The organism is Polaribacter porphyrae (assembly GCF_002954685.1).
Taxonomy (GTDB): Bacteria; Bacteroidota; Bacteroidia; order Flavobacteriales; family Flavobacteriaceae; genus Polaribacter; species Polaribacter porphyrae.
The window spans coordinates 1393805-1407558 of record NZ_MSCN01000001.1 but is presented as its reverse complement, the minus strand read 5'-3'; the positions used below and the strand labels follow the sequence as shown (position 1 = coordinate 1407558).

Annotated in this window: 13 protein-coding genes; 7 read left to right on the top strand and 6 right to left on the bottom strand. The window is 27.8% G+C overall.

Going from position 1 to position 13754, the window contains the following annotated elements; genetic code table 11:
- Positions 1-94 precede the first annotated feature (94 nt).
- Entirely contained in the window at positions 95-2590 is a 2496-nt protein-coding gene (locus BTO18_RS06300) for a ligand-binding sensor domain-containing protein (protein ID WP_146106884.1), read from the bottom strand.
- A gap of 324 nt (positions 2591-2914) precedes the next feature.
- Here BTO18_RS06300 and BTO18_RS06295 point away from each other — a divergent pair, with 324 nt between their 5' ends.
- From BTO18_RS06295 to BTO18_RS06280, 5 genes are all read left to right on the top strand, one after another.
- Complete coding sequence (locus tag BTO18_RS06295) at positions 2915-4675, top strand: leucine-rich repeat domain-containing protein (RefSeq protein ID WP_105015415.1); 1761 nt, start codon at positions 2915-2917, stop codon at positions 4673-4675.
- A 43-nt stretch (positions 4676-4718) separates the two neighbouring features.
- On the top strand, positions 4719-7508 hold the full coding sequence (locus tag BTO18_RS06290; RefSeq protein ID WP_105015414.1) for a DUF8693 domain-containing protein: 2790 nt from the start codon (positions 4719-4721) through the stop codon (positions 7506-7508).
- Positions 7509-7536: 28 nt separating this feature from the next.
- A complete protein-coding gene (locus BTO18_RS17600; RefSeq protein WP_170063239.1) occupies positions 7537-7701 on the top strand; it encodes a hypothetical protein in 165 nt (54 codons plus the stop codon).
- 75 nt (positions 7702-7776) lie between these two features.
- On the top strand, positions 7777-8295 hold the full coding sequence (gene idi, locus BTO18_RS06285) for an isopentenyl-diphosphate Delta-isomerase (protein ID WP_105015413.1): 519 nt from the start codon (positions 7777-7779) through the stop codon (positions 8293-8295).
- Positions 8288-8701, top strand: a complete 414-nt coding sequence (locus BTO18_RS06280; RefSeq protein WP_105015412.1) for a 6-pyruvoyl trahydropterin synthase family protein — start codon at positions 8288-8290, stop codon at positions 8699-8701. The genes idi and BTO18_RS06280 overlap by 8 nt, the downstream gene beginning before the upstream one ends.
- Positions 8702-8731: 30 nt before the next feature.
- Here BTO18_RS06280 and BTO18_RS06275 read toward each other — a convergent pair whose 3' ends face one another.
- From BTO18_RS06275 to BTO18_RS06255, 5 genes are all read right to left on the bottom strand, one after another.
- A complete protein-coding gene (locus BTO18_RS06275) occupies positions 8732-9706 on the bottom strand; it encodes a hypothetical protein (RefSeq protein ID WP_105015411.1) in 975 nt (324 codons plus the stop codon).
- A gap of 85 nt (positions 9707-9791) precedes the next feature.
- On the bottom strand, positions 9792-10706 hold the full coding sequence (locus BTO18_RS06270; protein ID WP_105015410.1) for a hypothetical protein: 915 nt from the start codon (positions 10704-10706) through the stop codon (positions 9792-9794).
- 220 nt (positions 10707-10926) lie between these two features.
- Complete coding sequence (locus tag BTO18_RS06265; protein WP_105015409.1) at positions 10927-11646, bottom strand: DUF6090 family protein; 720 nt, start codon at positions 11644-11646, stop codon at positions 10927-10929.
- Between the two features lie 28 nt (positions 11647-11674).
- Entirely contained in the window at positions 11675-11866 is a 192-nt protein-coding gene (locus BTO18_RS06260; RefSeq protein ID WP_105015408.1) for a hypothetical protein, read from the bottom strand.
- A gap of 174 nt (positions 11867-12040) precedes the next feature.
- Positions 12041-12211 (bottom strand): lmo0937 family membrane protein, encoded by a 171-nt coding sequence (locus BTO18_RS06255; protein ID WP_105017518.1) that lies wholly within the window; start codon positions 12209-12211, stop codon positions 12041-12043.
- 101 nt (positions 12212-12312) lie between these two features.
- On the opposite strand from BTO18_RS06255, the gene kdsB reads away from it, so the two are divergent.
- Positions 12313-13047: a 3-deoxy-manno-octulosonate cytidylyltransferase gene (gene kdsB, locus BTO18_RS06250; RefSeq protein ID WP_105015407.1), complete on the top strand. Its 735-nt coding sequence runs from the start codon at positions 12313-12315 to the stop codon at positions 13045-13047.
- The gene (locus tag BTO18_RS06245) at positions 13040-13732 is read left to right on the top strand and encodes an HAD family hydrolase (protein WP_105015406.1); all 693 of its coding nucleotides are present in this window, start codon (positions 13040-13042) and stop codon (positions 13730-13732) included. The genes kdsB and BTO18_RS06245 overlap by 8 nt, the downstream gene beginning before the upstream one ends.
- The last annotated feature ends 22 nt before the right edge of the window (positions 13733-13754 follow it).

Here is a 13754-nt window from a genome sequence, read left to right as displayed (position 1 = left end):
TTTTTAATTTGCATCAAAGATAATTCATCAGCAGATAAAAACAGTAGAAATTTTTGTTATACAAGCTGTAAGTGAAAAGTTATAAATACAAAATCTAAAATTGAATTCTATTTAAGGTATTCAAATAGGTTTCGCCAACTGGTATTTTTTTATCTTTTATGACAACCCAGTTTTTTCCTTTACTAGATACTTTTTCAATTCTGATAATGTAAGAGCGATGTACTCTCAAATATTCTAAAGCGTCTGGTGTTGTGGCTATAAAATCGCCAATTTTACAACGTATTGTGTAGTTTTTTTTATCGGTAATAATATCTAAATAATTACCTTGTGAATTAATGTATTGAATTTCTTTTGTTGGAATTTTAAAATCTTCTCCATTTGCTCTAAAGTTGTAAAATTGTTCTTCACGTTTTATGCGTTTTATAGCTACACGCATTAGTTCTCTGATGATATCTTTGTTGTAAGTAAGTACACGAATCTTAAAGAATAAATAGATTAATCCGCAAAGCAGAAGTGTACATAAGCAATAAAACCACCAACTTTTCCAGAAAGGTGGTTTTATGACGAAAGTATAATTTATTTGTTGTTTGCTAATGCTATTTCCAATTTCAGCTTTGGCTTGAAAAGTATAATTTCTTGGTGCTAAAGAAGGAAAACGAATTTTTCTATTGGTAGTTTTTGACCAAGTGGTATCTATCTCTTTTAAACGATACAAATAGTTAATTTTGTTGCTGTTATTGTGTGAGATTGCTTGTAATGTAAAGCTAATATTGTTTTGATTGTAGTTTAGTTTTGCTTTTTTTTTAGTTAGTGTTTTACTATTTATAGTTGTTTTTTTAAGTGTTAGCGAAATAATTTTTGATGCGTTTTTCTGTTCTAAAATATCTTTTTTAAAATAACATAATCCTTTTTTTGTGGCAACCCAAACTGTATCGTTTATAATTTCGACATCATCAATATCGTTACTTAATAAGCCATCATCTTTTGTAATTGTAGTAATAATATAGGTTTTGTCTTTTTTAAATGAAATTCTATTTAAACCAGTATTAGTGCATGCCCAAATTGTAGTATCGTTTTCAATATGAACTTCACTTACAATATCATTTGTCAATCCATTTTGTTTATTTATGTTGTAAATATCATCCGAATATATAACAAGACCATAACCTTGTGTTGCCATATAGAGTGTATTTGTGTTTTTATTTAAGTCAATGTCATCTATTCTTTTTGATAGTATTTTTGAAGGTTGAAACTTACTTATGGTATCATTTTTAAAAGTAAATAATCCAAATGCAGTACCCAATAAAAGCTGATTATTATACCAACATACATCTTGTGCATTTTTACTAATTTCTGCCTCTGTAACATTATTATTAATAAGCGAATTGTAAATAAAACCGCCAGTAGATATAATTCCATCCTCTATGTTTTCTGATAATTTTCTGCTTTCTATATCAAAGGTTTTTTTTGTAGTATAGTTTATAAAATTAGTATCAGCATAACCATACACTTCATTGGTTACTGCATTGAGTTCTACCATAGCTTTATCAGTATTTAAACCTTTATACAAAAATTCAAATCGATTTTTATGTAAACGTGCAATGTCTCCATTATGAAACCCTGCGTATAATTTATTATCATTTGTTTTTACTAAAGATGAAATATGGTCTTGAGTTAAAACTTTTATTTTAGGATTTTTAACATAGTAAACACCATCATTTAAAGTACTAAACCAATAGCCACCTTCAGCATCCAACAAAAAGTTTGATACTGATTTTTTGGATAAAAATTTTTTGATAATTTTTCCTGAAATATGTCTAATATCTGCGCCATTTGTGTAATAACCAGCAAAGAATACGCTATCGTTTATACGTTTAATCCCTATAGGATTTGGTTTGGTATTATAGTATTTTAATAGTTTTTGATTGTTAATCAACCCTATTTTTCTATCAATAAATAGAGATTGGGTTTTATTTAGAGGTACAACCTCTATTCTTGAGCTTGGTTTATACCTATTATTAATAAAAAAATACTTTGAATTTAGTTTATAATCATAATTTAATAAAAAAAAAGTTTTTGTCTTTAAATCAAAACCTAGTTTAGAAAAATATTTTGATTTTGTAAGGTAAAAGTTTTTATCAAAAAGATGTTTTGTATTACCATTTTTATCAATTGTAATTAAACCAGAAAGACCATAGCCACCTGTAAGTAAAGAACCATTCTTATTAATTACAACATTTTTTAAAACGGTATGAGAATTAATTTCAGATTTTAATAAGTCATTGTATTTGTAAACTGTAAAACCGTCAAAAACTTCATTGAAGTAAAGAAATTTTTGGCTATGGTATTCATAACACCAAATTTGCCCATTTTTTTGAGGATAAAAATCAAAAAATGTATTTCCTGGTAAACCATCTTCTGTGGTAAAATTTTCAAATTCATAACCATTATAACGAGATAACCCTTTGTCTGTGGCAAACCAAATATATCCTAATTTATCTTGATAAATATCATATACTTCAGAGCTTGGCAACCCTTCATCTACACCAAAATGTTGGTAAATATGTGTTTGAGCATGGCTTGTTTGCACGCAAAAAAAGAAGATAAAAATATGATACTGTAACCTCAATAAAAATGTTTTCAACAAAGGTAGTACTATTTCAAAAACCTCTTATATATAGCTTTTTGTGTTTGTCACTATTTAATAGGTTTTTGTCACAATACCAATAAAAACAAATGATTCAAGGGTTTTAATTTTTGTTTCTTGATTTATATCTTCATTTTAAATCAAAAAATAAATGATACAATTTTCATCACTTTTATCCTTGTTTTTATCACAAACAACTTTTTTTAAGATGATTATTTCTATCACTAAAATACTTTAGTTAGATATTAAAAATCAAAATTTAAAAAAATGAAAAAAACAGTACTTACTTTAGTAGCCTTACTTATTTTCTATGTGGGGCAATCTCAAACATTTACAAGTAATTTTATTACTTATAATGTTACCTCTATACAAAAGAAAACAGTAGACATTACAGATTACAATAATGCAGGTGGCACAGCTGTAAATATACCTGAAACAGTAACTCACAATAGCATTGTATATAAGGTTACAACTATAGGTTTTGGAGCCTTTTCAGGAAATTCAGTAACAGGAGTTCAAATATCAAGTGTTACTTTTCCAGATACTATTGTGGAGATTGGTAAGCAATCTTTTCAATCTAATAATCTTACAAGTATTATTTTACCAAGTAGTTTAAAAATTATTGGAGATTATGCTTTTCAAGGAAATGATTTAGAGCTAATTACTATTCCAGAAGATGTTACTACAATTGGTAAAGGTGCTTTTAGGGTAAACCCATTAGAAAAGATAATTGCTCATCCTACAAATCCACCAACAATAACTACTTTAACTGGTCCTGATGATACTTTTGATATTGGAGGAAATCGAAGTAACATTGATTTATTATTTCCTTTTGGTACAGAAGACGCTTATGTAAATAATACAGGTGCTTTGTGGACGGGTTTTAAATCGGTTTCAGAATTTTTTATCAATAATTACATAACGTATCAAGTAACTTCCCCAATGCCTTACGAAGTAAAAACTATCGATTATGATAGTACAGGTGGTTCCAATGTTGTAATAATAAATACAGTAACTCACGCCTCTACATCATTTACCGTAAATGCTATTGACGATTGGGCTTTTTATAATAATAATTTAACAGGAATTACTATTCCTAATAGTATCCTAACAATTGGTGATAATGCCTTCAGAACCAATAACATTACTAATTTTAATATTCCAAATTCTGTTACAAGCATAGGTAAAAGTGCTTTTAAGAACAATAGTTTGGCGAATATTGTAATTCCAAATTCGGTTACAGATATTGATGAAAATGCTTTTGAAGATAATCAACTTACGTCAGTAACACTATCTAATGCTTTAACAGAAATAAAGCCTTATGTTTTTCAAAATAACTTGTTAGCGTCTTTAACGATTCCTAGTAATGTAACCATAATACAAAAAAATGCATTTTTAAATAATAAGCTAACATCACTTACAATTCCAAGTAACGTTGGTGTTATTAATCAAAGAGCATTTAAAGAAAATTTGCTATCAAGTTTAACCATAGAAAACGGTCTTCATACAATTAACCAAGAGGCTTTTAGAGATAACCAATTAACAACATTAACAATACCAAGTAGTGTTAGTTTGTTTGGTAATGCTTGCTTTTTAGATAACTCATTAACCAATATTACAGCAATGCGTTCTACAGCTCCAAATATCAATACAGATGCTACTTGGGATACTTTTGCAGGAGACAGAAGTGGTATTGATTTAACAATTCCTGCTGGATCTATGGCAAGCTATGTAACAGGAACAAATGCAGAATGGACTGGTTTTAATTCGGTTACAGAAGACGCGTCTTTAAGTACATCAACTTTTGATATTAAAAATAATGTGAAATTGATAACGTCTGATGATCAAATAGAAATTACGACTTCAAATAATTTATTATTTAAAAGCTATAGTCTCTACAATATTAATGGTTCCAAGATAAAATCTGGAAAAGAGAGTAATATCAACATAAATAGATTCTCTAAAGGAATTTACATCTTAAATATCGCTTTTGATAAAGGGCAATTGACTAAAAAGTTCATTAAATAATGTAATCATCACTTTTTGAAAAACTTACAAAATCAGAAATAATATGAAAAACAATTTACTTCTTTTAGCAATAGCGTTATTTGTAAATACAATCTATTCGCAAACCATAACTTTTGATGATCAAAGTCATACAGCAGGACAAATATTAGCAAACCCTTATTTGATAACAAATAATGGAGAAACGTTTCGATTCACAATTTCAGGAGGTGCAGCAACAAATCATATTTATAGAACTGCAGAACCAAGTTGTGGAACTAATGGAATGAGCCATATTTATGCTGGTAATACTTCTTCTACAACTTGGACAATTGAAACAGTAAATGGTAATAAATTTAATTTAGGAACTATACGTTTTGATAATGTTTTTAGTTGTTTTGCTTTTAGTTACAGTTTAACTATAGAAGGTTTTAAAAACAATATGTCTACAGGAACACAATCTCATACAGTTTCAGGTACAAACTCAATTTTTACATCAAATTCAAATTTTAATGAAGTTGATAAAATTGTAATTTCAGCTTCTGATTTAGGAAATTTAGGAATAGATAATATCAATTGGGTAACAGTTGTTAGTACTGTTGTACCAACAGTAACTTCTTCAAACGCTATAAATATATCAGCTTCAGCAGCTACTTTTGGGGGAAATGTAACTGCTGATGGAGGAGCTACTGTTTCTAATAGAGGAGTTGTATATGCAGTTTCTAGTACAAACTCTAATCCTGAAATTGGTGGAACTGGAGTACAACAAGAACAAAATGGAACAGGAACAGGTGTTTTCTCTGAAAATATTACAGGATTAGCACCAAGCACTACTTATGCTTACAAAGCTTATGCAACAAATTCAGTAGGAACAAGTTATGGAGCAACTTTAAGTTTTACTACGTCAAATGTTCCACCTACAGTGGTTACAACTGCAGCAAGTTCTATTTCAGGAACATCTGTTACTTTGGCAGGAAATGTAACTGTAGATGGAGGTTCTTCTGTAACAGAAAGGGGAATTGTCTACTCCATTTCTAGCACAAATTCAAATCCACTAATAAACGGCACAGGAGTTACAAAAGATATTAATGGAACAGGAACTGGTGTTTTTTCAAAGTCGATAAATAACTTTTTGTTAAGCACTAATTATTCTTTTAAAGCATATGCAATTAATGCAGAAGGAACAAGTTATGGAGCTGTACAAACATTTAGCACTTTAGCAGGAAATACAAATTCATTTTTACCTTCATCTGGTAATTGGTCAGACACTGGCAATTGGTCTTTAGCAGCATTGCCAATAAGTACAGATAATGTTGTTATTGAAACAGGAAAAACAGTTTTTTATAATATAATTAATACTACTGTAGCTTCTTTAAATATAAATGTAGGAGGCACAATAAATATCTTATCAGGAAATGGATTAACTATAAATGGAGATATTACGCAAAATGGGACTTTCAATATCTTGTCTGATGCGAATTCTAATGGTTCTCTAATCGTAAATGGAAGTTATTCTGGTTCTCAAAATGTGAATTATTTAAGATATTTAACTACAAATTGGCACTTAATTACTTCTCCAGTAAATGGTCTAAACATCAATGCATTATCTGGAAATGTAGCAACTAATGGAAATAACTATGCAATTGCTCCTTATGTAAATACTGTAGTTTCTGCATCAAGATGGAATTATTACACAACAGCTTCTGGAGGAAACAGCATTACATCCGCAGGAAATTTTCAAGATGCAAAAGGATATTCTATTAAAAAAAGTATTGCTGCTGGAACAGTTAATTTTTCAGGAAGTTTAAATACAACAGATAAAAATATACCTATAACTGATGGGGGTGATGATCCTGCTGGAAATAGATGGAATTTGGTAGGAAACCCATATACAGCCACCTTATATGGAAATAATTTAGCTAATGCAACTCACAATTTTTTAAAGACAAATATTGATGCAGGTAATTTAGACCCAGTAAGAGCTGGTTTGTATTTTTGGAATGGAACACCTCCTTATGAAGTAAAATCTATAGATGATGCTGCTTTTTATATTGCGCCTGGGCAAGCATTTTTTGTTCACGCTCCAGATAATGGAGGCACTTTTGTAAACTTTACAGAAAATATGCAGACACATCAAACTGGAAATACATTTCTGAAGAATAACACAACTTTTCCTGAAATTATTTTAAAAGTCAAAGAAAATAAAAATACTTCATCCACAAAAATAAGATATATAGCTAATAAAACTATTGGTCTAGATATTGGTTCTGATGTTGGTACTTTTTCAGGAATAAATCCTGAATTTGAAATTTTCACAAATTTAGTTTCTAATGATACTGCTACAAAGTTTGCAATACAAGCGTTACCAAAAGATAATTTAGAGCAAATTATTATTCCAATTGGAGTAACATCTGGAGCAAATAAAGAAATTGAGTTTACAGTTGAAGCTAATAATTTTCCTACAAATCTTAATATTTATTTGGAAGATAGGTTATTAAATATATTTACAAAATTTGAGAACGAAAACTCAAATTATAAAATTACTAGCAGTACTAATTTAAAAGATGTAGGTAGGTTTTATTTACATATTTCATCAAAAAAATTATCAGTTAAAGATAATCTTTTAACAAATATTAGTATGTATATGATAAAGAATAATACCATTAGAATTGAAGGATTACAATATGCAAAAGCAGAGTTTACAATGTACAATTTGATAGGCAAGAAAATAGTAAAAGCTTCATTTTCAAACAATGATGCCAAAGATGTTTCTTTACCAAAATTATCAACAGGAGTGTATTTAATAACGCTAGTTACAGAAAAAGGGAACTTACATAAAAAGATAATTTTAGAATAAAACTAAACGATAATTTCAAAATAAAATTATGAAAAACACAAAAAATAACGATGAAATTACTCGTAAAGAGGCTCTAAAAAAGATTAAAGATTATGGAAAATATGCTTCGTTAACTGCATTAAGCACTTATATATTATTAAATCCTCAAAGAGCACAAGCCTCAAGTCCAGAAGTTCCAGGGAGCGGTTTTTAACAACAAAAAACAATTTATATTTTTTTTGACAAAGTTTGGGTTTAAAAATTGTTTCCATGTCTTATCTTTGCAATTATGGAAGAATTGGTAGTTTTGGTTGATGAAAAAGATAACGAGATTGGTTTAATGCCCAAAATGGAGGCTCATGAAAAAGCTGTTTTGCATAGAGCTTTTTCAGTATTTATTTTCAATAAAAAAGGAAAATTGATGTTGCAACAAAGAGCAGCATCTAAATATCATTCTCCTTTATTATGGACAAATACTTGTTGTTCTCATCAAAGAGAAGGAGAGAGCAATGTAGAAGCAGGCAGAAGAAGGTTACAAGAAGAGATGGGTTTTACTACAGATTTGAAAGAGGTATTTTCTTTTATCTACAAAGCTCCTTTTGATAATGGCTTGACTGAACATGAACTAGATCATGTACTTATTGGTCGTTTTGATAATGAACCAAATATAAATAAAGAAGAAGTTGAGAGTTATAAATGGATGATGCTTGAGGATGTGAAGAATGATATTCAGCAAAACCCAGATAATTACACAGAATGGTTTAAAATTATTTTTAAAGAATCTTATCAAAAACTAACAGATGCCTAAAGTAACAGTTCATAGAAAAGCTCATTTTAATGCTGCACATAGATTATATAGAAAAGATTGGAGTAACGAAAAAAACTTTGAAGTTTTCAATAAATGTAGTAACGAATATTATCATGGACACAATTATGAATTAATTGTCTCACTAACAGGAGAAATTAATAAGGAAACTGGCTATGTTTATGATTTAGGTATATTAAGAAATTTGATTAAGTCAGAAATAGAAGAGTGTTTTGATCATAAAAACTTAAATATCGAGGTACCAGAATTTAAAAATTTGAATCCAACAGCAGAAAATATTTGTGTTGTTACCTTTGATAAATTAAGAAAACACTTGCCTGAAACTTTAGATTTAAAAATCACTTTGTACGAAACTCCAAGAAATTTTGTTAGCTATTCAGGTGAATAAAATATGGTTTGCTTACTTCGATTTTTAATTTTATTTGGCAGCTAACAATGTATTATCTGAACTTTCTTTATCATTATTATAAGCTAGTTTTGTTAAGTGTTTATAATATTTTACAGATTTAGATAGCTTGTTGTAATTATAGTACGTGAAATTTGTAAAATTTATTTTTTTCAACAAATCTTTATTTCTTTTGTGCATACTATCAATAAATATTTTTTCTCCTTTTTTTAATGAGTTAAACTTTAACCAGCCTCCCATGAATAAGGTTTCTGAAGAATATATTATTGAAACTTTAGGCATATTTTCTACTTCAGATAAATACTCAAGCCTTTGGTTTGCATAACTGTAACCACTTTTTGGATTTCTTACATATACATGTATTAAAAGTCTATCTACATATTTAGATATTTTTTGGATTTCTCTTCTAGAGTATTTACCAACATAAGCTTCAACTTTAATAGTATGAGTACTATTATCAGCTAAACTCTTCATTGTTTTTAAAGATTTCAAAAAGAAATTAAAAGAGTTCGTTCTATTACATGATTTTCCATTTTTCTTCATGTAATTGTTACAATAATATCCCCCATCTTTTGAAGCATCTTCTTTCCAGAATTCATATTCTAAATTGTAAGCATCAAACTTTTCTTTAGGATTAACTCTAGTTTTGTTATAGGCATGAATAGCCTTAACAAAAAATTCACCACTCTCTCCAGAGCCTCCAACTTCTTTAATACCAAAATTAATTTTAGCTTTAAAAATAAATCGAGCTAAAATTTCATTTTTACTGGCATCTGCAAGCGGATAATCTCTATTGATTTTATGTAAATCGTAAAGAATAATTTTATCAAAACCATTTTCTTTGGTAAAACGCAAAAGATTATCTTCTTTGTTTTCATTACCAAGTATATGATAAAATTGATCTACATAAAGAATTCGATTAGAACCAAAACTGTAAAAGTTTAGGCAAAGAAATATGATTAGGAACATAGGGGTCTTCCACTTCATAATGATGGGGGTTAGGGGTTATAATAAAGTGCTAAATTATAAAAAAAAAGAAATTTACCAAAACTTTTTTAGTTTTTTACTAAAATTAGTTTTTTCTGTAAGAGTTATAGCTTATAGATTTTTCTAGGTAAGAGTAGGTGTGGTAAGCAAATCCATCAATACCGTTAATACCATTTAACGTATTATTTTTTTTGTTTTTTTGGTTCTTAAATAAACTTTCTCCTCTATCTAAGCTATCAAATTTAAGCCAATAACCCATTCCATTCATTCTAGCTGAAAAGAAAATTGATACTTTTATATTACTATTTATTTTAGATAAATACTCTAAATTTTTTAGTGTTGAGTCAAAACATATTTTTGGAGATTTTCCATTAGTATGAATTAGTAAGCGATCGCAATATTTACTGATTTTAGAGATTTCCTTTTGTGTATAATAACCAACATAAGCTTCAATTAATATATTGTGTTTACTTTCTTTGGCTAGTTTTTTTAGTTTTTTTAAGCTTTCTAAAAAATAGTTGAAAGAACCTTGTCTATTACATGGTTGGTTATTATCTCTTAAATAGCCTTCACAGTAGTAACCTTTGTTGCTAGAAGCCTTTTTAGACCAGTATTCGAATTCTAAATTATAAATATCAAACTTTTCTTCAGGTTTTGGTCTTGAATTATTATAGACCTGAACTATATCTATAAAAAAAGTGGCACTTTCACCAGAAGCCCCTACTTTTCGAATACCATATTTTAATTTTGCTTTTGCTATAAAATCTGCTAGAACACTATTTTTTCTAGTATCCGTTAACGGAAATCTTTTATCTATTTTATTTAACTCATAAAGAATAAGTGTGTTGAAATTATTTTTTTTAGCAAAACCTAATAGTTTATTTTCTTTACTAGGGCTACCCAATATATTGTTGAAGCCATCAACAAATAAGGCTCTTTGATTACTATATACATTTGTAAAAAAAAGTAAGCTTAATACGAAAGAAATATTTTTAATCACAGACAAATAGATTGCAAAACAAATATACTAAATATTAGATTTAAAAATCTACATTTTAATTTGCTTCAATTTTTTAATTATTGTCAAAATTTATGCCATTAACTAATTTGCTTTTAAGGTTTTTCTTTTTTACTTTTCTTATAGAGTATAAATAAACGAATACCTAATCTAGCAAAAAGTATAATTGCAATAATCATGATTATATTGAAACCGTCCATTTTTATTGTACTTGTTTATCTATTAGTTGAATAACCTTAATAGCACTTTTTTTATAAGCAGTAATAAAAAGTAAATGATTTTTACCAGCTAATAAGTTATGTGAAGCTACTTGTTTTCTATACTCTTCGCTTTCTGTAAAATAAATAATCATATTTGGAGTAAGCTTACCTTGAGTCCAATCTACATACCAGTCATATTTTTTATAAACTTCTATGTTAGACAAAACTTCTTTTTTAACAAAACCATTACTATCTTCAATAATAGGAATAAAGGCAGTGTAAAATTGAGAAATTGTTGTAAAAATAGAATCGTTTTGTATTTCGTTTTTTGAGTTGAAGTTTTTAACCATTTCATATCCTTTTTTCTGAATTGTAAATGACCTATACCTGCTTACTAAACTTTTTGTTTCTGGATGTTCTTTGTAATTCTCTCTACTAATTTTTTTATTGATAATTTTTAAACTGTTTTCTTCAATTTTTTTATAATATTTAATTAAAATGCCAGCTATTAATGTATCTCTTTTAAGATCTTCTTTTATAGTTTTTAAAATGGTGCTAAATTCATTTTTTTGCTTTCTATTTTCATTCCAATTATTAATTTGCATAGCTAACAAAATACCTATCATAACAAGTACAATTTCTCCAATTGCATATTTAAGATATTTAGAAGATTTATTTTTTACCATAAACTCTTTTCTGGTTTTTTTAAAAATATTAATCATTTTTTTGAAGAATACTAAAATTTTATATTTAACCACTTATTCCATCACCATCAATATCTTTATTTAGATGTTTTTCTAGTTCTAGTAGTGTTTTTCTTAATAATGTTTTTGTTTCTTTTAGCTCTTTTTCTAGAAAAGAAACTCTGTCTTCTAAATTATCAGCTTTTTTAGACTGTTTCTCAATTGCTGATTGTTGCATCAAATCCCAAAATATACCCATATCAAGTTGTTCTATTTATTTTATGTGAATATAATATTAGTGTACAGAAAATGCTAGATGTTACAGTATAATTTTACAATCATTACCATGAAATTTAAAAAATACCATAAAAAAAAGCCTAAACTTGACTTTTAGACTTTTAGACTTTTCTAATTTTTAAATATTCTTAATATTTTATCTCATAGGTCGCCTACCTGTAATTAAATTATATAAAACACTAATTATTGCTACCACTAGCAAAATGTGGATTAAGTTTCCTGTAGGCATTCCTTGTGCAAGACCAAAAAAACCTAACAACCATACAATTATACAAATTACTGCAATCAACCATAATATACTTCTCATAATTTTATTTTTTAAGTTCATTCAAAATTAGGTTTATAATTAAACAAAAATTAACACTATCCATTTAAATATTATCTTTGATGCATCAATAATAGATATTTATGAGAATAATTGCCATGATTCCTGCACGTTTTGAAGCAGCTCGTTTTCCAGGTAAACTGATGAAAGATTTAGGAGGGAAACCAGTAATTTTGAGAACTTATGAAGCGGCTTTACATACTAAATTATTTGATGAAGTGTATGTAGTTACAGACTCTACTATTATTTTTGATAGTGTTCAAAATTTTGGAGGTAAGGTGATTATGAGTAGAAAAGAACATGAATGTGGTTCTGATAGAATTGCTGAAGCAGTTGAAAATATTGAGACAGATATTGTTGTAAATGTACAAGGAGATGAGCCTTTTATAGATGAAAAATCCCTATCAAAATTAATAAAAGTGTTTAAGACTGATGCTAAAAAAGAAATAGATTTAGCATCATTAAAAGTAGAAATTACTAATCAAGAAGACATCGAAAATCCAAATAACGTTAAGGTAATTACTGATATAAATAATTTAGCAATTTATTTTTCTAGAAGTGTTATCCCATTTCATAGAGATAAAAAAATTATTGTAAAATATTACAAACATATAGGTGTTTATGCTTTTAGAAAACAAGCTTTACTCGATTTTTACAAAACACCAATGACACCTTTAGAAGCTTCAGAAAAAATAGAAGCTATTCGATATCAAGAAATTGGTAAGAAGATAAAGATGTTAGAAACCAATAATATACCTATAGGAATCGACACTCCAGAAGATTTAGAAAAAGCCAAACTCCGTTTAAAAAATGTATGAGAATATTAAAGTAATTGCCTTTGATGCTGATGATACTTTGTGGGTTAATGAAACTTATTTTAGAGAAGCAGAACATCAATTTGCAAAGCTATTATCTAAATATGAAACAGAAAATAAAATAGACCAAGAGCTGTTTAAAAAAGAGATAGATAATCTTTATTTTTATGGTTATGGCATCAAAGGTTTTATTTTATCAATGATAGAATGTGCATTAGAAATCTCTAATTATCAAATATCTTCAAAAACCATCGAATCTATTATAAATATTGGTAAAGAAATGTTAGAAAAACCAATAGAATTGATAGATGGTATTGAAGATGTATTACAAAACTTACAACAAAAATACAAATTGATTGTAGCCACAAAAGGTGATTTATTAGATCAAGAACGTAAGTTAGAGAAATCGAATTTGCTGAACTATTTTCATCACATAGAAGTGATGAGCGATAAGAAAACAAAAGATTATAAAAAATTAATTAAGCATTTAGATATTAAACCTTCAGAATTATTAATGATTGGTAATTCTCTAAAATCTGATGTTTTACCATTGGTAGAAATTGGGGCGTCTGCTATACACATCCCTTTTCATACTACTTGGATACACGAAGAAGTTACAGTGCAAGAAACCTCTACAACAAATTATAAAACACTATCAAATATAAAAGATGTTTTAAAGTTTTTTTAAATAAATAAGCTAACTTTGCATT